The organism is Lutibacter sp., assembly GCF_021647475.1.
GTDB lineage: Bacteria > Bacteroidota > Bacteroidia > Flavobacteriales > Flavobacteriaceae > Lutibacter.
In genome coordinates this window covers 1-21617 of sequence record NZ_JAKIUR010000045.1, presented here as the reverse complement: position 1 = coordinate 21617, position 21617 = coordinate 1, and the positions used below count along the sequence as shown (strand labels likewise).

Genomic DNA, 21617 nt, shown 5'->3' with positions numbered 1-21617 from the left:
ACTTTCTACATGATCACAAGCATAACAATGGTAATTATATCCTGACTTCTCACAACCTTTTGTACCTCCACATTTACTACAAGTAAAACCATCTTGCCACTTTATTTTAGCTAAATAGGCTTTACAAGCATCATCATTTGGTAGTTCTTTTATAAAGTTTAGTATATATTGCCCTTTAAATTGTTCCATATCTCTTTGTTTAAAGAGATAAATATACGGTAACTAAATGACTAACTCAATAAATTTATTCAACTTTAAGGTAAGTTGTAGCCTCAATTTTGACTTCGCTCCAAGTTTTTGAAATACCATCTTTACCAGTATGTAAATCTTTACAGGCAATATTTAAAGCACTTAATGCAGCTTGAGCTTGCCAATTATCTAAATTTAAGGTGCCATCTATAGTTACTAATTGATCCTTTATTACAAAAGTAACAGGTAGTTGTTTTGTAATACCATTCATAGTTAAAAGTAACGAACCTGTATTATCATTTTTTAAATCAAATGAACCAGTAATATTGTTTGTATTTATCATTTTTTCAAAAAAGAATTTAACTAATTTAGCATCTCTAATAGTATCTTTAGTAAAAATACTCGCAACAGGAATACTAAATTTAACTGAATTTAAAGCTTCAATTGGTGTAGCTGCTTTTTCTTGATTTAAAGTAATTTTTGTAAATTTTCCTTTAACGGGAACTTTATCTGTTGTTTTATAAGCAATCCAATTAATAGTAGTTGTTTTGGCATCAATAGTGTAACTTTTTGTAGCTTTTTTTACTACTGTTTTTTTTGTTTTTTTACATGAGCTAAGTGTTAAAGCTGTCAAAAGGAATAAGCCTAAAATATTTCTGTTTTTCATGATTATTTAGTTATTTTAAATGTTTGTTTACAATATTTATATATTCTTGTTTTGCTTTATCTTCAGATAAATTACTTAATTGCAACCATGCATTTATTTTAAATGCATTTCTTAATTTTATATTTCCAGATGGTTGAATATAATTATTTCCTTTAGTGGCTTGTTTATAATAAGCATAAAGGTGTAACATTATATCAGGAGGTAACTTTTTATTTGTGTTACTTGCAACTGAGTACGCTTCATTAAATGATTTTTCTAACTCTTTTCCCATTGTTGTAAAAGTACAAAATTATTTAAATGCAATTATTTGTTCTCCTCCTTTAACTTTTTCATTCAATTTAACATTTACTTTAGTGTTTATTGGAAGAAAGACATCTACGCGTGAGCCAAACTTTATAAAACCGCAATCTTCACCTTGTGTAACTTCTAAATTTGTAGTTGCATAGTTTACAATTCTTCTTGCCATGGCTCCGGCAATTTGGCGATACATGATTTCACCAAAGTTGGAAGTGTTTATAACAATTGATGTTCGCTCATTTTCTTCGGAAGATTTTGGATGCCAAGCTACCAAGTACTTACCAGAGTGATATTTACTATAAATTACTTTTCCACTAATAGGATAACGAGTAACATGTACATTTAAAGGGGACATAAAAATGGAGATTTGCAATCTTTTATCCTTAAAATATTCTTTTTCAAAAACTTCTTCAATTACTACTACTTTTCCATCAACAGGAGCAATAATTTGATTATCATTAATTATAGTTTTTCTTTTAGGATTTCTGAAAAATTGTAAAATAGCAATATAACAAAGCAACAAAATAAATGAAATTACTTTGTTTGTCCATAAATCATTAATAAATTTATCAATAAGAATAATTCCAATACCTAAAATAAAGGTAGCAGTTAGCAATATTTTATATCCTTCTTTATGGAACATGGTTTTATTGAACTAATTGTAAATAAATAAATATAAAAGGAGCAGCAAATATAACACTATCAAATCTATCTAAAAAACCTCCATGACCTGGAATAAAATTACTACTGTCTTTTACTCCAGCCTGTCTTTTAAACATAGATTCTATTAAATCGCCTAATACACCAAAGGTACTAACAATTCCTGCAATTACTATCCATTCTACTTGAGAAAGTGAACTAAATTGTTTGCTTAGAAGCAGGCTTACAATAAATGTAAATACCATTCCACCTATAAAACCTTCAATAGTTTTGTTTGGCGATATCCGTTTTAATAATTTGTGTTTTCCAAAATTAGAACCAATTAAAAAGGCGAAAGAATCATTAGTCCAAATTAAGATAAAAACGCCCAAAATGATTGTGCTTGCGTAGTTAAAAGAGGAATTTAAAAAAGGAATTTGTACCATTAATGAAAAAGGAATGACTATATAAATTATAGATAAAAATATTTTACCTAGATGACTAATAACTTCTTCCTTTTTTGCAAATAAAATGGAAGCAAAAGATATAAATATGGTTAAAAATAAAGCAACGCCCACATATTCAAATATAGTTTTTGCTGGTACATCTTCTACATTTAAAATGTTGCTAAAAATAAAAAGTAAGGTTCCTATAATATATGGAAAGATGCTATTTAATTTTATCATTCTCACAAACTCAAATAAACATAAAATCATTAAAATATAAAATAATATAATGAATGAAATTTTGCTGAATAATATGGAGAAAATAAGAATGCTAACAAATATAATTCCAGATAAAATCCGGCTAGATAGGTTTTTCATATACTATAAATCTTCAAACAATAACAAATATAAGTTTTTTGCATTGGTATTTCCATAATTTAAAAAATCGTCATTAGATAAATTGAGATTGTAATTTTTAATTGCACTAATATTACTTGGAATATTTCCATAATACCTTGTTTTTATACCTGTTAAACTTTCCCCTTTGGATTTAACAAGTTGACTAGTAGTTGCATATACAATAAAATTATCGGATAATTCCGAAATTTTTCTATCTTTTAATTGATTGGATGACAATAATATACTTCCATTTTCAGCAATTAGATGTTCACAACCAATAAAAACAGGTTCATTTTTATTAAAATCTGTGGTAGTTTTAACAGGCACAGTTTTCATTAATTTTAGTAAATCTCTGTCATCACAAATTAAGGTATTCCAAGAATTTTCACTAACAATATTTGCTAAATTTTCAACAACATCTTTTATTGAAGTACAGTATAAAAATTTACCATTATTTTTTATGAAATTATGAACAAAAAGTTGATCTAATGATTTTTGCTCAATAGCTATATCAGGCTTAATTTCTTCTTTACTTTTTGATGAACTAAAAAACTTTTTGAATAGACTCATTATTAAATTTGAATAAATTCAAAATTATAAAAAACTTATGAATTATTGGCAGTTTCGTCAGTTTTTTCATCTTTTACAGGAACTTCTTTTGGTAGTTCATCTGCTTCAAAAGGACGTTTTCCAAAAATGGTTTCTAAATCTTTTTTAAAGATAACTTCTTTTTCTAGAAGTAGTTCGGCTAAAATAGTTAACTTATCTTTGTTTTTACTAAGAATATCAAGAGCTCTTAGGTATTGAGTTTCAATAATTTTAGAAATTTCTTCATCAATTATTTGTGCAGTTTTTTCGCTATATGGCTTAGTAAAAGTGTAATCAGATTGCCCTGAAGAATCATAATAAGTTAAATTTCCAACTTTTTTATTTAATCCATAAACGGCTACCATAGCACGGGCTTGTTTGGTTACTTTTTCCAAATCATTTAATGCACCTGTTGATATTTTATTAAACATTAATTGTTCAGATGCTCTGCCAGCTAATGTGGCACACATTTCGTCTAACATTTGTTCAGATTGTACTATTTGACGTTCTTCGGGTAAATACCAAGCAGCACCTAATGATTGACCACGAGGTACAATAGTAACTTTTACTAATGGAGCTGCATGTTCAAGCATCCAACTTGCTGTTGCATGACCAGCTTCATGGTATGCAATGGTTTTTTTCTCTTTTGGAGAAATTATTTTGTTTTTCTTTTCTAAACCGCCAACAATTCTATCCACAGCATCTAAAAAATCTTGATGATGAACAGCTTTTTTAGCTTTTCTTGCAGCAATTAAAGCCGCCTCATTACACAAATTGGCAATGTCAGCACCTGAAAATCCAGGAGTTTGTTGAGCAAGAAAATCTAAATCAACATCCTTATGCATTTTAAGAGGTTTAATGTGTACTTTAAAAATGGCTTTACGTTCTCTTAAATCTGGTAAATCAACATAAATTTGACGATCAAAACGACCGGCACGTAAAAGTGCTTTATCCAATATATCTGCACGGTTTGTTGCAGCAATTACTATAACATTGCTATCCGTTCCAAAACCATCCATTTCTGTAAGTAGTTGATTTAAAGTGTTTTCTCGTTCATCGTTGCCGCCTGTCATATTGTTTTTACCACGAGATCGTCCAACAGCATCAATTTCATCAATAAATATAATTGAAGGAGCTTTTTGTTGTGCTTGTTTAAATAAATCTCTTACACGAGATGCTCCAACACCTACAAACATTTCAACAAAATCTGAACCTGAAAGTGAGAAAAATGGAACATGAGCTTCACCAGCAACCGCTTTTGCTAATAAGGTTTTACCAGTTCCTGGAGGACCAACAAGTAACGCTCCTTTTGGTATTTTACCTCCTAACGATGTATATTTCCCTGGATTTTTTAGAAAGTCAACAATTTCTTGCACTTCTTCTTTTGCACCTTCTAAACCAGCAACATCTTTAAAGGACGTTTTTACTTCTTGGTCTTTATCAAATAACTTAGCTTTTGATTTTCCAATACTAAATATTTGTCCGCCACCACCACCAGCACCACCAGACATTCGACGCATAAAATAAATCCATAAGCCAATTAAGAATATAAATGGTAAGTACACAAAAATTTGATCTAAGAAATTAGTTTTTTCAACATTACGAGTATCAAAATCTAAATTATCTGCAGTTCGTGCAGTGTTAAGTCCCTTTTCAAAATTTTGTAAATCTCCAAAATCATAAGAGTATAAAGGCATTGAACTATTGTAAAAAGAATTTTTATCTTTTTTGAATTTTTCTTTGTCTAAAGATTTCGCTTTGATGTAGATATCTGCAATATCTTTATTAACAATTTCAATTTTAGAAATATCATTATCCTTTAAAATGGTTCTAAATTCATTTTCACTTAACTTTTTTGTAGATAAATTTCCACTGTTTAAAAATTGATACCCCAAAATAAGAACGAAAATGATACCATAAATCCAATAAAAATTAAATTTAGGAGCTTTAATATTTTTATTTAATGGTGATTTTTTATTATTGTTAGCCATGTTTTTTTCTTAAAGTTGTAACTTAATTATTAATTATTAGATGCAATTGAAGTTATTTTAGCATCTCCCCATAAACTTTCAATGTCATAGAATTCACGAGTTTGTTTTTGAAAAACATGTACTACAACATTTATATAATCTAATAAAATCCATTCAGCATTTCCTTCACCTTCTACATGCCAAGGTTTTTCTTTTGCCAGTTTTCCAACTTTTTTTTGTATCATTCCTGAAATGGAATTAACATGAGTATTGGAAGTTCCAGAACAAATTATAAAATAGTCACAAACTGTGTTTTCAATTTCTCTTAAATCTAATAATTGAGTATCTACTCCTTTAATTTCGTCTATTGCTTTTAATATTGTTGCAATTAACGTATCAGCACTTGCATTTCTTTTTGTCATTAAATTTTATTAGTTTTTTGCAAAGTTATCATATTTTTTTAGGATATTTTTTGTTTTAAGTAACTTTGCTAAAATTATTAAACTAAATGTACATAATCAAACTTAATGCCATTGATTCTACAAATTCTTATCTAAAAGAACTAAGTGCAGAAAAGAAGTTAAGCAATTTTACCGTTGTTAGTACAGAATACCAGATAAATGGAAGAGGACAAATGGGAACAACTTGGGAATCAAGCAAAGGTAAAAATTTAATATTCAGTGTGTTAGTTAATTTTGAAGAGCTATTAATTACGCATAGATTTTATATAAGTATGGCTGTTTCTTTAGGAATAATTGCTACATTAAATAATCAATTTGATATCAAATTTAAGATTAAATGGCCAAACGACATATTGGCAGAAAGGGACAAAGTTGCGGGAATTTTAATTGAAAACACTTTTAGAGGAATCAATATAAGTCAAGCAGTAATTGGTATAGGTTTAAATGTTAACCAAACAGAATTTTCAAATCCGCTTAAAAATGTAACTTCTTTAATAAATTTATCAAAGAAAAAAACAGATAAAGATTTATTATTAAAACAGTTAATAAAAAATATACAATCTCAATTTTTGTTGCTTAAAGAAAAAAAGCTTAAGCTATTAAAAGATAACTATTTAAAAGAATTGTACGGTTATAAAATCAACTTAAATTTTATAGATATAAATAAAAATAATTTTATAGGTAAAATAATAGGCGTAGATGAAGATGGAAAATTGGAACTACTGGCTAAAAATAAAACTATTCGTAAATTTAACTTAAAGGAAATTACATTTACGAATAGTTAAATGCTATTATAATTTAGATGAATTCTCCGCTAAAGTATCTATAAATTTTTGAAGTGGACCTTTAACCATCATAGCCATCATTGGGTTAAAATCGCCATCAAATAATAATTGAGATTCACAACTGTTATTGTCAATAGCATTTATTTTAGTGGTTAATGTAAAATTTAATTTGCTACTGGCAGCACCAAAAACAAGTTGGTCAAATTCTTTTTTTTCTTTCATTACCAATCGTATTTCGGGCATTCCTTTTAAGCTAAATATAAAGGAATCGCCATCAACTTCAAATTTATTAATGTTTTCTGGCATTAATTGTTTAAAGTTTTCTAAATTGGTTAAAAACTGATAAAAATCTTTTTGAGATTTTTTAATGATTGATTTTTTACTTTCTAATTGCATGGTGTTTTGTTAAGGTTTCCAATTACTTGGGTTAATTCTCCAATTTTTTAATGTTTCTAATTCTTTTTCAGAAATATAATTACTTTCTAAAGATTGTTCTAATAAATAATCATAATTACTTAAGGTTTTTAAAGCAACATTAGCTTTTTCAAAGTTTGTAGTAGCAATTTCAAATCCATATGAAAATATGGCAACCATTCCTTTTACATTTGCTCCTTCAGCTTTTAAAGCTGTTACTGCATTTAAACTACTTTTACCAGTGCTAATTAAATCTTCAACAACCACAATAGTTTTGTTGGGTTCCAATAATCCTTCTACTTGATTTTTTCTTCCATGTTTTTTAGGTTCAGGACGCACATAAATAAATGGAACATTTAATTGCTGAGCAACTAACATTCCAATAGCAATTGCACCTGTAGCAACACCTGCAATAACATCAGGTTTTCCATATTCTTCTTCAATAATACGTGCTAAATTTTCACGTAAATAATTTCTAATTTTAGGATAGGATAATGTGATTCTATTATCGCAATAAATAGGTGAATTCCATCCAGAAGCCCAAATAAATGGATTTTTAGTTTGTAATTTTATGGCTTTAATTTGTAATAGTAATTCTGCGGTTTTTTTTGCAGTATCTTTGTAATTAATCATGCTACAAATGTATAAAGTTTTTGTAAACGATTCTCCAATTATTTTAACGGATAATCAAAACATTTCAACAATCTATCAAAAAATTTTTTTTGATAAAAATGAAGTTATCAAGATTGTCGAAACTCTTTTTAATGATAAATTAACAGGTATTTGTTTACTATGTGATAATATTGAAGAGTGTTGGAATTTATTTCAATCTGAATTTAAAATTCAAAAAGCGGCAGGAGGCAAAGTATTAAATGCTAAAAATGGAGTGCTTTTTATTTATCGTTTTAATAAATGGGATTTACCAAAAGGGAAATTAGAAAAAGGAGAATCTATTAAAGAATGTGCCATTAGGGAAGTTAAAGAGGAATGTGGAATTGGCCATTTATTAATTGAAAAGGAATTGCAAACAACATACCATATATTTAAAAGAAAAAGTAAAACCATTTTAAAAATAACGTATTGGTTTTTAATGAAAACAGATTATGATGGCAAATTAAAACCACAAGTTGAAGAAGGTATTACTGAAGTTGTTTTTAAAAATAAATCCTCCTTAAAATTAGCACTTACAAATACTTACGAAAATATTAAATTACTTTTTTAAACTCCTATATTATATTGATAATAAATTAGTTTCTAGTTAAATTTTCCTTTTAAATTTCTTCATTTTCAATTGAGATAATTACGCTATCTTTGCCGCTTTTTGTAAATAAAATACTATGACTGAATTTATTCAAAAGCGAGCTTCCAATATAAGAAATGATGTTTTTTCTGGAATTACTGTGGCTTTAGCTTTAGTACCTGAAGCAGTAGCTTTTGCTTTTGTTGCAGGAGTTGATCCGTTAGTTGGGTTATATGCAGCTTTTATGGTTGGTTTTATAACTTCTATTTTTGGTGGAAGACCTGGAATGATTTCTGGTGCAACAGGTTCGTTGGCTGTAGTTATGGTTGCTTTAGTTGCTCAAGGAAATGCTATGGGAAATCCTTCTGAACATTTAGGATTGTATTATTTATTTGCTACGGTAATTTTAATGGGAATTTTTCAAATTTTTGCTGGAGTTTTAAAGCTTGGGAAGTTTGTGCGATTAATTCCACATCCTGTAATGATGGGATTTGTGAATGGTTTAGCAATTGTTATTTTTATTTCTCAATTAGGAATGTTTAAAAAAACTGTTGATGGAGAAAAAGTATGGTTACAAGGAAACCAATTATACTTAATGATAGGATTAGTAGCTTTAACCATGTTAATAATGTGGGGTTTACCTAAAATTAAACAAACCAGAAAGTTTCCTGAAGCGTTAATTGCAATTTTAGTGGTTAGTACAATAGCAATTTTAGCTCATTTTGATATTTCAACGGTTGGCTCTTTTATTAAAGATGGAGGCGGAGTAGGATTAAAAGGCGGATTACCAACTTTAAAATTAGAGACTTTTTCAAAAATTCCTTTAACTATAAATACGTTAGTTTTTATTTTTCCGTATGCCTTAATTTTAGCAGCTATAGGATTAATTGAATCACTAATGACTTTAAATTTAATTGATGATTTGACTGAAACGCGTGGAAATGGAAATAAGGAATGTATAGCACAAGGAAGTGCAAATATAATTACAGGTTTATTTGGTGGAATGGGTGGTTGTGCTATGATTGGTCAATCTATTATAAATATTAAAGGTGGTGGTAGAGGAAGATTATCAGGTATTGTTGCTTCAGTAATGTTGCTTTTATTTATTCTTTTTGGTTCTTCTTATATTGAAAAAGTTCCAATTGCAGCCTTAGTTGGTGTAATGTTTATGGTAGTAATTGGTACTTTTGCTTGGAGTAGTTTTAGAATTATTAACAAAATTCCAAAAGCTGATTTATTTGTTTTACTATTAGTTTCAGTTTTAACCGTTATTTTTGATTTAGCAATTGCTGTTTTGGCTGGAGTTATTGTCGGTGCATTGGTATTTTCTTGGGAAAATGCAAAAAGAATTAGAGCAAGAAAAACGATTAGAGAAGATGGCACAAAAGTTTATGAAATTTGGGGACCTTTATTTTTTGGATCGATTGCTGCGTTTAATGAAAAATTTGATATAAAAAATGATCCTAATAATATTGAAATAGATTTTATAGAATCAAGAATTAGCGATCATTCTGCTATTGAATCTGTATTCAATTTAGTGGAAAAATATGAAGAAGCTGGTAAAGTAATTAAATTAAAACATTTAAGTGAAGAATGTAAAATGTTACTTAAAAAAAGCAGTCCTAAATTTGAAAAAGTAATTATTAATGATATTGATGATCCACGTTATCACGTGGTTGAAAATCCAGAAATTTTTAATTGATGTTCTATCTACATAAAATTGTTTACTTCAATAACAGCTCTAGGTTGCATCTTTGAAAGATGTATATTTCCAATGCTAACTCTTATCAATCGTAAGGTTGGAAAACCAACGGCAGCAGTCATTTTTCGAACTTGTCTAAATTTTCCTTCGGTTAAAGTTATAGAAACCCAACTTGTTGGTCCGTGGCGTTCATCTCTTATTTTTTTTGATCTTTTGGGTAAATTATGTGGTTCTTCTATTTTAAAAGTTTTACATTTTTTTGTTGTGTATTTAATTCCTTCAAAACCAATTTCCACACCATTTTTTAATTTTTCAACAGCTTCTGAAGTAATTAATCCATCAACTTGTGCATAATACTCTTTTTCTACCTTGGTACTTCTTATAAATTCACTTGTTTTTCCATCGGTAGTAAATAATAATAATCCTTCGGAATGTTCATCTAATCTACCAATTGCCATAGTATTTTTTGGAAAAGCATATAATTCACCCAACATTTTTTTATTTTTTCGCCGAGTTTGATTATTTACAAACTGACTTAAATATCCATAAGGTTTAAATAAAATAAAGTGTTGATGTTTAGTCTGTTCCATTTAAAATAGCATAAACGAGTTCTTTAGTAAGTGTTTTACCTTTTGCCTTTTTTCTGATATCATCAAAACTAAAAATAAAATCACAACCATTTTTATAATTGCTACAACCATAGGCAGATTTCCCTTTTAAAATAGTTCCTTTTTTACATTTTGGACAAATTATAGATTCTGGAATTTTCCCTGTCATTCCTGCGTAGGCAGGAATCTCATGCTTGCTAGATTTCTTTTCTTCTAATTTTAATTGAAAATTTTCATCAACTCTAAGCAATCCGTCAACTTTATCAGTTCCTCTTTTGAATCCTTTTAAATTAACCGTACAACCTTTTTGCAATAAGCGTAAATATTGATTTTCTGATATTTTTTTATCCATAAAACTAAAAGGAAGTCTAAAATCACAACCATTCTTATAATCACTGCAACCATAAGCTGTTTTTCCTTTAAGGATTGTTCCAGAATTACATTTCGGACATTTTTGCAACGTTATTTTACTTGTTTTTTTAGGTTTTAATTTGGTAGAAATTGTTTTTGATGAATTTACAGCAGAAATATTAGCTCTTCTAGTTTCAGAACGAACCTCATAAACCAAATTATCTACCATTTTTTTCATGTTTTTTATAAAAGTTCCTGCATTAAATGTTCCTTGTTCAATTTCTTTCAGCCTTTTTTCCCATTGACCAGTTAACTCTGCCGATTTTAATAATTTGTTTTGAATGGTATCAATAAGTTGAATTCCGGTTGGCGTAGGTAAAAGTTGCTTTTTTTTACGCTGAATGTATTTTCGTTTAAACAGTGTTTCAATAATATTTGCCCTAGTTGAAGGTCTGCCAATGCCATTTTCTTTCATTAATTCACGCATCTCATCATCATCAACCTGTTTGCCTGCGGTTTCCATAGCACGTAAAAGTGTAGCTTCGGAAAACTGATTAGGTGGTTTGGTTTCTTTTTCTAAAAACGAAGGTTCATGAGGTCCTTTTTCGCCTTTTATAAATGTTGGTAAAATTCCTTTTTCTATTTTTTCTTCTAATTTTGTGTTGCTGAGCGGGGTGGAAGAACCTGCACTGAGCGGAGTAGAAGTATCAAAAACGACTCGCCAACCTTTTTCTAGTATTTCTTTTCCTGTGGTTTTAAAGGTTACATCCGAGGCTTTTCCAATAACAGTGGTATTAGCAACTTTACAATCATCATAAAAAACAGCAATAAAGTGTTTTGTAATAATGTCATAAACTTGTTGTTGTGCATATTGCAATTTAATTTGAATTCCTGTAGGAATAATAGCGTGGTGATCGGTTACTTTTTTATCGTTAAAAACTTTACTCGATTTTTTTATTTTCTTAGATAAAAGGGATTGAGTAAAGGTACTGTAATTGGTTAATTTTTTTAATATTCCAGCAACTTTTGGATAAACATCATTTGGTAAAAAGGTGGTGTCAACCCTTGGATAAGTTACTACTTTTTGTTCATATAATTTTTGAACAATTTTTAAGGTTTCATCTGCAGTAAAACTAAATTTATTATTGCAATATACTTGCAATCCGGTTAAATCAAACAATTTGGGAGCATATTCTTTTCCTGCTTTTTTAGTTGTGGAAACAATTTCAAAATCACTTTCCTTAACTTTTTCAGCAAATTGTTCTCCTTCAGCTTTTTCTAAAAATCGACCTGCTTCACAATTAAAAAGCGTAGCTCTATATTTTGTCTGCAATTCCCAATAAGGTTGAGGTTTAAAATTTTCAATTTCCTTAAATCGATTTACCAGCATTGCCAACGTTGGCGTTTGAACTCTTCCAACGGATAAAAGTTGTTTATAACCGCCGTGTTTTAAGGTGTATAATCTGGTTGCATTCATTCCTAAAAGCCAATCTCCAATAGCTCTTGAAAAACCTGCGTAATATAAATTATCGTATTCTTTTGAAGGTTTTAAATTTTGAAAACCTTCTTTTATGGCTTCTGTAGTTAAGGAAGAAATCCACAAGCGTTGTACTTCGCCTTTATAACCGGCTTGATTTATTACCCAGCGCTGAATTAATTCTCCTTCTTGTCCTGCATCACCGCAATTTATGATAACATCAGCTTTATCAAACAAACTTTTTACAATATTAAATTGTTTTTGAATTCCCTGATTATCAACTACTTTTGTTTCAAACTTTTCAGGGAGCATGGGTAAATTATTTAAATTCCAACTTTTCCAATGCGGTTTGTAATCGTTAGGTTCAAACAAGGTACATAAATGTCCGAAAGTATAAGTAACGGCATATCCATTGCCTTCAAAATAACCATCACGTTTTGTATTTGCTCCTAAAACAGTAGCAATTTCTCGGGCAACACTTGGCTTTTCAGCAATACATACTTTCACGTTTAATGAATTTTTGAGTTTTGAAAAATACGGATTTTTGTATTAAATAAAGAGAAAGTGCATTTAATTATAACTTTATTGTAAACAAAAGTAGTTTAATTAAATAAGTAGGAATAGCCTATGCTATAAATTTAGTATATATTTATAAAAGATATTTTCAATTAAATAAAACAACATATACTTAATGAAATCATTTACAATTCAAGAAATTAATGCAATTATAGGAGGAGAGCTAGTAGGAAATACCAATCAGAAAATTTCAGGTCCAGAGCAATTAGAAAAAGCAACCCAAAATCAAATTAGTTTTATTGGAAATAGAAAATATGTGCATTTATGGAAAACATCTAAAGCTTGTGCAGCCATAGTAAATGAAAACTTAAAAATTGAACCAGAAGAAAATCGTGCTTTGATAAAGGTGAAAAATGCAGATTTAGCAATGGCGAAATTATTGGAAGCTTTTAATCCATATTCTCCTTATTTAGAGGAAGAGGTACATCCAACTGCTGTAATTCATGAAACTGTACAAATTGGAGATAGATGTAAAATTGGAGCAAACTGTTATGTGGGAAAAGATGTTATTTTGGGTGATGGAGTAATTTTATATCCTAACGTTACTATTTTTGATGAAACCAAGATAGGAAACCATACCGTTATCTGGTCAGGAACAGTAATTAGAGAACGCTGTGAAATTGGGAGTCTTTGTATTTTTCAAAATAATGTAAGTATTGGAGCAGACGGGTTTGGGTATAGACCAAGTGAAGATGGTAGCGGATTGGTAAAAATCCCTCATATAGGTAATGTAATAATTGGTAATGAAGTTGAAATAGGTGCTAATTCTGCCGTAGATAGGGCAAAATTTAGTTCAACAATAATTGGTGATGGATGTAAGATAGATAACTTAGTGCAAATTGCACATAATTGTGTTTTAGGACGTTCTTGTATTATGGCGGGGAGTAGTGGTTTGGCAGGTTCGGTCACTTTGGGTGATGGGGTTATTATTGGTGGAAGTTCATCTATAAAAGATCATCTTACCATTGGTTCTAGAGCTGTAGTTGGTGGTGGTTCTGGTGTTATGAGTGATGTTGCAGCTGGTAAAACAGTTGTTGGTTATCCTGCAACCGAATCTAGAGATATGTTTAGGCAATGGGTAGCTCTAAGAAAATTGGCTAAAAAAAATTAATGTTGTACTAGTAAACTTTATAAATAGGCAATTTTAGATGTGCAGGTTCATAATAAGGTGAGTTTTTATACACAAAATCTAATTGAGCTTTTGGGTTATTGGCAAAGGCTGTATCAGATTTTATTTTTGATTTTAAAGCTTTTTTTAAAGTAGGATTTTCTTTTAAACATTGTTCAGCAATATCTTCAAAAACATAAGGAGAATATCCTTCTTTTTGTTGAAGAATTGTATCAAAATAATTCCAATTAAAAAAAGAATCGGTTGCAGAACCTTCTAAAGTTTCAAATAAATACCGTGCTCCTGATTGATTTACTGGAATGTAAATATCATTTTTAAAGAATTTAACTTTTTGATTTGTTTGGGTAGTTTCTGTTTGATAATGCATATAATGACCTTCAAAAACTTTTGGATTAGTTTTAAAGCTTTTAATATGCTGTACTACTACATTTATGGTAGTATCTTTTTCAAAAACAGTATAATTAATATGATTTTCTTTTAATCGATTTAATACTCTCCACCAGCCATTTTTTAATATGTATGCTTTTGGAATGTTAATATATTTAGTTGGTTTAAATTGATTGTAATAAGGTATTGGTTTTGTATAAGGTTTTGTTTCATCATAAAATAATCGTTTTCCAGTGGTTACTTTACTTGGGATAATTTTTCCTTCAAATCCTTTAAATTGAAATACAGTAAAATTAGACTTATCTAATTGATAATTAATAGGATATGTTTTGTTTTTCAAGATGTTTTGCACTGCTTTTTTACGGAGCTCTTTTATTTTTGTTCCGTTTTTTATGGTGAATTTTATAACGGAATTAAGTAAACTGTAGGTTTGTTCAACACGAATTTTATAAGGTTTTAGCATATGAGTTTCTACCATTAAACCTAAAGTATTGAATAAAGTTGTATAACCTGTTGAATATCTTGGAGAATCAAAAAATTGGCTAAAACCATTTTCAGGAGTTTTTCCACAGACATTAACATAAGGTGTAATTAATATATTTTTCAGATGTAAGGAATTTACAATGGCAGGTTTCATTTTATATTCAATAAACGTCCCTAAATCATTTCCTAATTTGTTGTGTTGTGTAAATAAATGAGTAATACTATATTGATAATCAGCACCGTTACTTACATGAGTATCAATAAAAACATCAGGATTTAATGAAGTGAAAATCTTAGCAAAAGATTGTGCATTTTTAGTGTCGGCCTTTATAAAATCTCTATTTAAATCATAATTTCTGGCATTTCCTCTAAAACCATATTCTTTAGGTCCATTTTGATTAACCCTTGAGTAACTGTTTCTATTTAATGCTCCGCCAACATTATATACTGGAATGATAGCTAAGATTATAGATTTTAGTTTTTTAATTTTTTCAGGACTTTGAACTAAATTACGCAATAAAAGCATACTTGCATCAATACCATCAGACTCGCCTGGGTGAATACCATTATTTATAAAGATAATATTTTTAGTACTATTTTTTAGTTGGTTTATATTGAAGTTTTTATCGGTATTAAATAAGATGAGATGAAGCGGATAACCGCTATCGGTTTCGCCAATTTCCTGAATAGTAATTTGAGGATATGCAGCTGCGAGTTTTTTATAAAAAGCGATAGTTTCTAAATAAGTTGCAGTTTCAGTTCCTTTAGATTTTTCAAATTTAGTAGTAAAATTTTCAGCTGTTTTTGTATCTGTTTTTGAACAAGAAATTGCAATTAAAGCAAAAATAAAAAACCAATATTTCATAAAAAAATTAATTATTAATTACACTTTTTGGTACAAATCCATCAATATTTCCATTATTTCTTAAAATATCTCTAACAATGCTTGAACTTATATATGAAGTGTCTGCAGAGGTTAATAAAAACACAGTTTCTATAGGAGCTAATTTTCTGTTAGTCTGAGCGATAGCTTTTTCAAATTCAAAATCGGCAGGGTTTCTTAATCCTCTTAAAATAAAATCTATATTTTTTTGTTTGCAATATTCAATAGTTAATCCTGTGTAGGTTTCCACTTTAATTTTAGGTTCATTTGCAAAAGTTTCATTGATAAATTGTTTGCGTTTTTCTAACGGAAACATATATTTTTTATCGGCATTTATACCAATAGCAATTATAATTTCATCAAATAGGGGCAATGCTCTATTAATAATATCAACGTGACCTAAAGTTATTGGATCAAAGGATCCTGGGAAAATAGTGCGTTTCATAGTTAGTTGTTTAAAGCCATTTCAATGGCATTATGAAAAAGATTTTGTAAAGTTATTCCTGCTTTAGCAGCTTGTTGCGGAATTAAACTTTTGGTTGTTAAACCAGGAACCGTATTCATTTCTAAAAAATAAGGTTCATTATTTACTAAAATATATTCTGAACGAGAAATTCCTGAAATATTTAATTTTTGATAAACTTTTTTAGCAAGAATTTCTAATTTCTGATGAATTTCATCAGAAATACGAGCCGGAGTTATTTCTTCTGATTTCCCTAAATATTTGGCTTCATAATCAAAAAAATCATTTTCTGTAACAATTTCCGTCATAGGTAAAACTTTAATTTCACCTTTATAATTTAATACGCTAATGGTAATTTCTGAACCATCTAAAAATTCTTCAATAAGTATTTCGGTATCTTCTTTAAATGCTTTTTCAATAGCAGGAATTAATTTTTCCTCAGTTTTTACTTTTGAAATTCCAAAACTAGAACCTGCATTGTTAGGTTTTACAAAACAAGGTAAACCAACAGCTGTAATAATTTCGGATACATTTATAGTTTCACCTTTATTTAGATAAACTGAAGTAGCCGTTTTAACTCCATATTTTTTTAATACACTTAAACAATCACGTTTATTAAAAGTAAGTGCCATTTGGTAGAAAGGAGCAGAAGTGTGTTTAATTCCAAGTAATTTAAAATAAGCTAAAATAGTTCCATCTTCACCAGGATGACCGTGAATTGCATTAAAAACGCAATCAAAATCTATTTTTTTTTGATTGATAGTTGCCGAAAAATCGTGTTTATTTATTGAATATTCTTGGTTATTATCATCAACTAAAACCCATTTATTTTTAAGAATATGGATTTTGTATGTATTGTATTTTTCTTTAGAAATATTTTGATAAACAACTTCGCCACTTTTTAATGAAATGTTAGCTTCAGAAGAATATCCTCCCATAATTATGGCAATATTTTTTTTCATTTACTGTTATTAACGTGTATTACAAACTTACATATTTAAAGTTTAAAGTAAAATAGTTTAAAGTTTAAAATACTATTGATTTTTGCAGGGTGTAAAATAGTTGTTAATCAAACAACTTTTAATTGGTTTGTAACTTGTTATTAATAAAGTATCTTTGTCCATTATAAAAATACACCTATGAATTTTATAAAATTTTTAAAATCCAAAGTTTTTTTTACACAATTAATTATTGCTGTTGTTGGTTTGGTTTTATTGTTTTTTGCCTTACAAAAATGGCTAAATATCACTACGCACCATAATCAAAAAATAGAAGTTCCAAATTTGAAAAAAATGAGTTTAATTAAAGTTAAACATACTTTAAATGAAATTGATTTAAAAATGGTAGTGCTAGATTCTGCCAGTTATAACCCTGATTATCCTAAAAACTCGGTAATTGATCAATCTCCTGATGTAGGTGATTTTGTAAAAGAAAATCGAAAAATATATTTAACACTTAATCCTTCAGGTTATAAAAGTATTCCAATACCTAATTTATATGGAAAAACTAAGCGACAAGCTACGGCACATTTATTAGCATTAGGATTTAGAATTAGTAAAAATGAAATTCGAGTTTCAGATATTGCAAAAGATGTGGTTAGAGGATTAAAATATAAAGGAAAGGATTTAAAAGCAGGAGTAGAAATACCAAAGAATTCTGTGATTACATTAAAACTAGGAGATGGAAGAGGCTCAGGAAGTTATAAACCAAACTATTAATTAGAACAACAAAGAGAAAATTTAATAACGTAACGCAACAAAACAAATGTTGTGTGAAAGTGTAAAAATAAAGAACTTTAAGATAAATAAAAATATGAAAAAAATAGTATTATTACTGATTTTAACAATGGTAGGAATATTCACATTTTCCTGTAATGAAAACGTGAAAAAGAAGAAAGAAGTAGCCGTTGTTTCAAAAAACATGGAAAATATGACGCAGGTTAATGACAAACGAATTCCTTTGAAATTAAACGCTATGCAAAAAAATCATCAGTTAAAAAATATGAGAAGCCATTTAGAAGCTATACAAAATATAATAGGGCTTCTTTCTCAAGAAAAATATAATGAAGCCTCTAAAATTGCTTATGTAAAATTAGGCTCAACCACCGAAATGAAATTAATGTGTGCCTCTTTTGGAAATAAACAATTTGAAAATTTAGGTTTAAATTTTCATAAAAGTGCTGATAAAATGAGTGAAATTTTTAAAAATAAAGATAAAAATAAATCATTAGAGGCATTATCTAACACAATGAATTACTGTGTCAAATGCCATTCAACTTTTAAGCAATAATGTTTTATACATACATTTAAACTAAAATAGCTATTAATTTTAAAACTGCTGTATATGATTGATGAAGAAATTGAAAAAGAAGAGTTATATGAACATTTTAAATATGTGGCTAGTGAAGGACAAGAACCTTTAAGAGTTGATAAATTTTTAATGAATTTTATTGAAAACGCTACTCGAAATAAAATTCAGCAGGCTGCAAAAGCTGGCAATGTTTTAGTGAATGATGTTTCAGTAAAACCTAATTATAAAGTTAAAGCTAATGATGTAGTTCGTGTAGTTTTAGCACATCCACCACATGAAAATTTATTGGTTGCAGAAAACATTCCTTTAGATATTATATTTGAAGATGACCAAGTGTTGGTGGTAAATAAACCTGCCGGAATGGTAGTGCACCCAGGTCATGGTAATTACAGTGGTACTTTGGTAAATGGTTTAATTTATCATATTGAAAACTTACCTAATAATGCTAATGAACGCCCGGGATTAGTGCATAGAATAGATAAAGATACTAGTGGACTTTTAGTAGTTGCAAAAACTGAATTTGCGATGGCTCATTTGTCTAAACAATTTTTTAACCGAACTACAGAACGATTGTATTATGCGTTAGTTTGGGGAAATTTAGATGAAGATGAAGGTACTATTGAAGGAAATATAGGTAGAAGTTTAAAAAATAGGTTACAAATGTCTGTTTTCCCAAATGGCGAATTTGGTAAGCATGCAGTAACGCATTATAAAGTAATTGAGAGATTCAGTTATGTTACCTTGGTTCAGTGTAAATTAGAAACGGGTAGAACACACCAAATTAGAGCTCATTTTAAACATATTGGTCACACACTTTTTAATGATGAACGCTATGGAGGAAATGAAATTTTAAAAGGAACCACCTTTACAAAATACAAACAATTTGTAGATAATTGTTTTAAAATATTACCACGCCAAGCATTGCACGCTAAAACGTTAGGTTTTGAACATCCAACTACTAAAGAATTTATGCAATTTAATTCTGAAATTCCTCTAGATATGCAACAGTGTTTTGAAAAATGGAGAAGTTATACCATTCATCAAAAATATTAAAATGAAAGAATTTGATATCGATAATTGGAATAGAAAAACACAATTTGAATTTTTTAAAACGTATGAAGATCCTTTTTTTAATATAACTGCCAATATAGAAGTTACCAATCTTTATAATTTTTGTAAAAAGAATAATTTATCCTTTTCATTAGCATGTATATATGTGGCATTGAAAAGCATGAATGAAATAGAAGCATTTAGATTAAGAATTAAAAATAATAAGGTTGTTGTTTTTGAAAAAGTACATATTGGTTCAACAATTTTAAATGAAGATAATACCTTTTCATTCTGCTATTATCGCCAAAGTTCTTCAATTTTTAAATTTGATAAATCAGGTAAAGAAGTTATAGAAAATCATAAAAAAGGAATTGTATTTAAACCCAAAGAAGAAATGTTAGATTTGGTACATTGTTCCACTTTACCTTGGATTTCTTTTACAGGTATTAAACATGCCAGAAAAGGAGATGAAGCTAAAAAAGGAATTCCAAAAATAATTTTTGGAAAATTATTTGAAGAAAATCAAATCAAAAAAATACCATTTTCCGTTGAAGTAAGTCATGCTTTAATGGATGGATATCACGTAGCTTTATTATTCAATAAAATGCAACAGGTTATAAACGATCTAAAATAAGTTTTAGTTATTTTACAATAATAAGATAGTATTGAAAAAAATATATCTATAATTAATTAGTTGTAATTTTAGGATGCTTAAAATAATAATAAATGAAAATAGTAATATCACCTGCAAAATCTTTGGATTTTAAAACACCAGCACCCACTAAAAAATTTACCAATGGAATTTTTTTAAATGAAGCTGAAAAATTAAATGCGGTGTTAAAAAATAAATCTCCTAAAAAATTAGGTGAATTAATGCATATTTCCCCAAAATTAAGTGAATTAAATTGGCAACGAAATCAAAATTGGCAATTACCATTTACACTAAAAAATGCTAAACAGGCAATATTTGCTTTTAAAGGCGATGTTTATATTGGATTAGATGCTTATACAATTCAAGAAAATAAAATTAATGAACTTCAACAAAAACTTAGAATACTTTCTGGGCAATATGGCATTTTAAAACCGTTAGATTTAATGCAGCCTTATCGTTTAGAAATGGGAACTAAATTAAAAATAGGAGCAAAAGATAATTTATATCAATTTTGGGATGAATCAATTACCAGAACGTTAAATGAAGAACTGGCAGACAATGAATTATTTGTAAATTTGGCAAGTAAGGAATATTTTAAAGTTATAAAACCAAAGTCGTTAAAAGTTCCAGTAATTACTCCAGTTTTTAAAGATTATAAAAATGGAAAATTAAAAATAATAAGTTTTTTCGCCAAAAAGGCAAGAGGATTAATGGTACGTTATATTCTTGATAATTCCATTGAAACCATTGAGCGTTTAAAAGGATTTAATTTAGAAGGTTATGCTTTTGACAATTCACTTTCTACAGAAACAGAATTGGTTTTTACTAGGTAAGTCAGAAATTTACTTAAAATTAAAAAACCCACAATATTATTGTGGGTTTTAATTTAGTAAGAATGGTAATTGATTAATATTTAGATTCTTGACCTAATTCTTTAACTAATAAATAATATACAATTGCTCTGTATTTATTACGATTAGATTTTCCCATTTTTTCCATCACTTTTTCAATAGCACTATCTAATTTTGGACCATCAGATAAGCCTAATTTCTTCATTAAAAAGTTGTTTTTTACAGTTGCTAATTCTTTTGCATCAGAACCAGATACAGTTTCAGCATCTTTTTTGTAGATTGAAGGACCTAAACCTTTTGTTACTTTGGTTAATAAATCAGCATTAAAGCTAATTCCTAAATCTTTCATAGCACCTTGGTATAGCACTACTTTTTCATCGAATTTACTCATAAGTTGAATTTTTTTTATTTTTAATAATAGTATACCCAAATATATAAAAAAATATCTTTAAAATTAAATTATTAGTAATTAGTTTCAGGGCAAACTCACACTTTTTCTTTGATAAAAGCTAGATAATCAGTTGATTTATAGTTGTCAAAGTTATTAATTATTTGTATATTATACTGATAATCAATAATTTACATCAATGACATCAAGTA

Annotated in this window: 25 protein-coding genes; 9 read left to right on the top strand and 16 right to left on the bottom strand. The window is 28.5% G+C overall.

Translation table 11 applies throughout. The features are described from left to right. From L3J60_RS10620 to rsfS, 8 genes are all read right to left on the bottom strand, one after another. Positions 1 to 189, bottom strand: a 189-nt coding sequence (locus tag L3J60_RS10620; protein WP_291975500.1) for a transposase, incomplete at its 3' end; no start/stop codon positions are given. 55 nt (positions 190 to 244) lie between these two features. Next, positions 245 to 856 carry a YceI family protein gene (locus L3J60_RS10615; protein WP_291975499.1) on the bottom strand — a complete coding sequence of 204 codons (612 nt, stop codon included), beginning with the start codon at positions 854 to 856 and terminating at the stop codon, positions 245 to 247. Between the two features lie 10 nt (positions 857 to 866). Further along, on the bottom strand, positions 867 to 1127 hold the full coding sequence (locus L3J60_RS10610; protein WP_291975497.1) for an acyl-CoA-binding protein: 261 nt from the start codon (positions 1125 to 1127) through the stop codon (positions 867 to 869). An 18-nt stretch (positions 1128 to 1145) separates the two neighbouring features. Next, positions 1146 to 1796: a phosphatidylserine decarboxylase family protein gene (locus tag L3J60_RS10605; RefSeq protein ID WP_291975496.1), complete on the bottom strand. Its 651-nt coding sequence runs from the start codon at positions 1794 to 1796 to the stop codon at positions 1146 to 1148. Between the two features lie 4 nt (positions 1797 to 1800). Then, positions 1801 to 2616, bottom strand: coding sequence for a phosphatidate cytidylyltransferase (locus tag L3J60_RS10600; protein ID WP_291975495.1), 816 nt, complete (start codon positions 2614 to 2616; stop codon positions 1801 to 1803). A 3-nt stretch (positions 2617 to 2619) separates the two neighbouring features. Then, entirely contained in the window at positions 2620 to 3207 is a 588-nt protein-coding gene (locus L3J60_RS10595) for an LUD domain-containing protein (protein WP_291975494.1), read from the bottom strand. A gap of 35 nt (positions 3208 to 3242) precedes the next feature. Then, positions 3243 to 5216, bottom strand: a complete 1974-nt coding sequence (ftsH, locus tag L3J60_RS10590; RefSeq protein ID WP_291975493.1) for an ATP-dependent zinc metalloprotease FtsH — start codon at positions 5214 to 5216, stop codon at positions 3243 to 3245. Positions 5217 to 5245: 29 nt separating this feature from the next. Continuing rightward, positions 5246 to 5617: a ribosome silencing factor gene (rsfS, locus tag L3J60_RS10585; RefSeq protein ID WP_291975492.1), complete on the bottom strand. Its 372-nt coding sequence runs from the start codon at positions 5615 to 5617 to the stop codon at positions 5246 to 5248. A gap of 86 nt (positions 5618 to 5703) precedes the next feature. Here rsfS and L3J60_RS10580 point away from each other — a divergent pair, with 86 nt between their 5' ends. Then, complete coding sequence (locus L3J60_RS10580) at positions 5704 to 6441, top strand: biotin--[acetyl-CoA-carboxylase] ligase (RefSeq protein ID WP_291975491.1); 738 nt, start codon at positions 5704 to 5706, stop codon at positions 6439 to 6441. A 6-nt stretch (positions 6442 to 6447) separates the two neighbouring features. Here L3J60_RS10580 and L3J60_RS10575 read toward each other — a convergent pair whose 3' ends face one another. Both L3J60_RS10575 and pyrE read right to left on the bottom strand, forming a co-directional pair. Continuing rightward, positions 6448 to 6837, bottom strand: coding sequence for an SRPBCC family protein (locus L3J60_RS10575; protein WP_291975490.1), 390 nt, complete (start codon positions 6835 to 6837; stop codon positions 6448 to 6450). Between the two features lie 9 nt (positions 6838 to 6846). Continuing rightward, entirely contained in the window at positions 6847 to 7488 is a 642-nt protein-coding gene (gene pyrE, locus L3J60_RS10570) for an orotate phosphoribosyltransferase (protein WP_291975489.1), read from the bottom strand. A gap of 7 nt (positions 7489 to 7495) precedes the next feature. On the opposite strand from pyrE, the gene L3J60_RS10565 reads away from it, so the two are divergent. Both L3J60_RS10565 and L3J60_RS10560 read left to right on the top strand, forming a co-directional pair. Beyond that, positions 7496 to 8077: an NUDIX domain-containing protein gene (locus L3J60_RS10565; RefSeq protein ID WP_291975488.1), complete on the top strand. Its 582-nt coding sequence runs from the start codon at positions 7496 to 7498 to the stop codon at positions 8075 to 8077. 115 nt (positions 8078 to 8192) lie between these two features. Next, a complete protein-coding gene (locus L3J60_RS10560) occupies positions 8193 to 9797 on the top strand; it encodes a SulP family inorganic anion transporter (RefSeq protein ID WP_291975487.1) in 1605 nt (534 codons plus the stop codon). A gap of 8 nt (positions 9798 to 9805) precedes the next feature. Here L3J60_RS10560 and L3J60_RS10555 read toward each other — a convergent pair whose 3' ends face one another. Together L3J60_RS10555 and L3J60_RS10550 are read right to left on the bottom strand one after the other, a co-directional pair. After that, positions 9806 to 10387, bottom strand: coding sequence for a pseudouridine synthase (locus tag L3J60_RS10555; protein ID WP_291975486.1), 582 nt, complete (start codon positions 10385 to 10387; stop codon positions 9806 to 9808). Next, positions 10374 to 12740, bottom strand: a complete 2367-nt coding sequence (locus tag L3J60_RS10550; protein WP_291975485.1) for a type IA DNA topoisomerase — start codon at positions 12738 to 12740, stop codon at positions 10374 to 10376. Before L3J60_RS10550 ends, L3J60_RS10555 begins: the two co-directional genes overlap by 14 nt. Positions 12741 to 12924: 184 nt before the next feature. Between L3J60_RS10550 and lpxD the strand changes: the two genes are divergently transcribed. Further along, positions 12925 to 13920 (top strand): UDP-3-O-(3-hydroxymyristoyl)glucosamine N-acyltransferase, encoded by a 996-nt coding sequence (lpxD, locus tag L3J60_RS10545; protein ID WP_291975483.1) that lies wholly within the window; start codon positions 12925 to 12927, stop codon positions 13918 to 13920. Positions 13921 to 13927: 7 nt separating this feature from the next. Here the strand turns inward: lpxD and L3J60_RS10540 are convergent, their stop codons facing one another. From L3J60_RS10540 to L3J60_RS10530, 3 genes are read right to left on the bottom strand one after another with little or no spacing between them, the layout of a single operon-like run. Continuing rightward, positions 13928 to 15673: a M14 family metallopeptidase gene (locus L3J60_RS10540; protein ID WP_291975481.1), complete on the bottom strand. Its 1746-nt coding sequence runs from the start codon at positions 15671 to 15673 to the stop codon at positions 13928 to 13930. Between the two features lie 7 nt (positions 15674 to 15680). Further along, on the bottom strand, positions 15681 to 16136 hold the full coding sequence (gene coaD / locus L3J60_RS10535; RefSeq protein ID WP_291975480.1) for a pantetheine-phosphate adenylyltransferase: 456 nt from the start codon (positions 16134 to 16136) through the stop codon (positions 15681 to 15683). Between the two features lie 2 nt (positions 16137 to 16138). Continuing rightward, positions 16139 to 17116 carry a D-alanine--D-alanine ligase gene (locus L3J60_RS10530; RefSeq protein WP_291975478.1) on the bottom strand — a complete coding sequence of 326 codons (978 nt, stop codon included), beginning with the start codon at positions 17114 to 17116 and terminating at the stop codon, positions 16139 to 16141. Between the two features lie 177 nt (positions 17117 to 17293). Here L3J60_RS10530 and L3J60_RS10525 point away from each other — a divergent pair, with 177 nt between their 5' ends. The 5 genes from L3J60_RS10525 to yaaA all read left to right on the top strand — a co-directional run bounded on the left by L3J60_RS10525 (position 17294) and on the right by yaaA (position 20999). After that, positions 17294 to 17872: a PASTA domain-containing protein gene (locus L3J60_RS10525; RefSeq protein ID WP_291975477.1), complete on the top strand. Its 579-nt coding sequence runs from the start codon at positions 17294 to 17296 to the stop codon at positions 17870 to 17872. Positions 17873 to 17966: 94 nt separating this feature from the next. Continuing rightward, on the top strand, positions 17967 to 18443 hold the full coding sequence (locus L3J60_RS10520) for a hypothetical protein (protein WP_291975476.1): 477 nt from the start codon (positions 17967 to 17969) through the stop codon (positions 18441 to 18443). 54 nt (positions 18444 to 18497) lie between these two features. Next, entirely contained in the window at positions 18498 to 19517 is a 1020-nt protein-coding gene (locus L3J60_RS10515) for an RluA family pseudouridine synthase (RefSeq protein ID WP_291975475.1), read from the top strand. A 1-nt stretch (position 19518) separates the two neighbouring features. After that, a complete protein-coding gene (locus L3J60_RS10510; RefSeq protein WP_291975474.1) occupies positions 19519 to 20148 on the top strand; it encodes a CatA-like O-acetyltransferase in 630 nt (209 codons plus the stop codon). Between the two features lie 92 nt (positions 20149 to 20240). Next, positions 20241 to 20999 carry a peroxide stress protein YaaA gene (gene yaaA / locus L3J60_RS10505; RefSeq protein ID WP_291975473.1) on the top strand — a complete coding sequence of 253 codons (759 nt, stop codon included), beginning with the start codon at positions 20241 to 20243 and terminating at the stop codon, positions 20997 to 20999. Positions 21000 to 21072: 73 nt separating this feature from the next. Here the strand turns inward: yaaA and L3J60_RS10500 are convergent, their stop codons facing one another. After that, a complete protein-coding gene (locus L3J60_RS10500) occupies positions 21073 to 21408 on the bottom strand; it encodes a DUF2853 family protein (RefSeq protein WP_291975472.1) in 336 nt (111 codons plus the stop codon). Between the last annotated feature and the right edge of the window lie 209 nt (positions 21409 to 21617).

Excerpts from the sequence above, each read along its gene's own strand:
- L3J60_RS10555 (WP_291975486.1), bottom strand. The coding sequence starts at position 10,387 with ATGGAACAGACTAAACATCAACACTTTATTTTATTTAAACCTTATGGA.
- L3J60_RS10600 (WP_291975495.1), bottom strand. The coding sequence starts at position 2,616 with ATGAAAAACCTATCTAGCCGGATTTTATCTGGAATTATATTTGTTAGC.
- L3J60_RS10575 (WP_291975490.1), bottom strand. The coding sequence starts at position 6,837 with ATGCAATTAGAAAGTAAAAAATCAATCATTAAAAAATCTCAAAAAGAT.
- pyrE (WP_291975489.1), bottom strand. The coding sequence starts at position 7,488 with ATGATTAATTACAAAGATACTGCAAAAAAAACCGCAGAATTACTATTA.
- coaD (WP_291975480.1), bottom strand. The coding sequence starts at position 16,136 with ATGAAACGCACTATTTTCCCAGGATCCTTTGATCCAATAACTTTAGGT.
- L3J60_RS10605 (WP_291975496.1), bottom strand. The coding sequence starts at position 1,796 with ATGTTCCATAAAGAAGGATATAAAATATTGCTAACTGCTACCTTTATT.
- ftsH (WP_291975493.1), bottom strand. The coding sequence starts at position 5,216 with ATGGCTAACAATAATAAAAAATCACCATTAAATAAAAATATTAAAGCT.
- yaaA (WP_291975473.1), top strand. The coding sequence starts at position 20,241 with ATGAAAATAGTAATATCACCTGCAAAATCTTTGGATTTTAAAACACCA.
- L3J60_RS10515 (WP_291975475.1), top strand. The coding sequence starts at position 18,498 with ATGATTGATGAAGAAATTGAAAAAGAAGAGTTATATGAACATTTTAAA.
- L3J60_RS10530 (WP_291975478.1), bottom strand. The coding sequence starts at position 17,116 with ATGAAAAAAAATATTGCCATAATTATGGGAGGATATTCTTCTGAAGCT.
- L3J60_RS10525 (WP_291975477.1), top strand. The coding sequence starts at position 17,294 with ATGAATTTTATAAAATTTTTAAAATCCAAAGTTTTTTTTACACAATTA.
- rsfS (WP_291975492.1), bottom strand. The coding sequence starts at position 5,617 with ATGACAAAAAGAAATGCAAGTGCTGATACGTTAATTGCAACAATATTA.
- L3J60_RS10500 (WP_291975472.1), bottom strand. The coding sequence starts at position 21,408 with ATGAGTAAATTCGATGAAAAAGTAGTGCTATACCAAGGTGCTATGAAA.
- L3J60_RS10615 (WP_291975499.1), bottom strand. The coding sequence starts at position 856 with ATGAAAAACAGAAATATTTTAGGCTTATTCCTTTTGACAGCTTTAACA.
- L3J60_RS10560 (WP_291975487.1), top strand. The coding sequence starts at position 8,193 with ATGACTGAATTTATTCAAAAGCGAGCTTCCAATATAAGAAATGATGTT.
- L3J60_RS10610 (WP_291975497.1), bottom strand. The coding sequence starts at position 1,127 with ATGGGAAAAGAGTTAGAAAAATCATTTAATGAAGCGTACTCAGTTGCA.
- lpxD (WP_291975483.1), top strand. The coding sequence starts at position 12,925 with ATGAAATCATTTACAATTCAAGAAATTAATGCAATTATAGGAGGAGAG.
- L3J60_RS10540 (WP_291975481.1), bottom strand. The coding sequence starts at position 15,673 with ATGAAATATTGGTTTTTTATTTTTGCTTTAATTGCAATTTCTTGTTCA.
- L3J60_RS10580 (WP_291975491.1), top strand. The coding sequence starts at position 5,704 with ATGTACATAATCAAACTTAATGCCATTGATTCTACAAATTCTTATCTA.
- L3J60_RS10510 (WP_291975474.1), top strand. The coding sequence starts at position 19,519 with ATGAAAGAATTTGATATCGATAATTGGAATAGAAAAACACAATTTGAA.
- L3J60_RS10520 (WP_291975476.1), top strand. The coding sequence starts at position 17,967 with ATGAAAAAAATAGTATTATTACTGATTTTAACAATGGTAGGAATATTC.
- L3J60_RS10565 (WP_291975488.1), top strand. The coding sequence starts at position 7,496 with ATGTATAAAGTTTTTGTAAACGATTCTCCAATTATTTTAACGGATAAT.
- L3J60_RS10595 (WP_291975494.1), bottom strand. The coding sequence starts at position 3,207 with ATGAGTCTATTCAAAAAGTTTTTTAGTTCATCAAAAAGTAAAGAAGAA.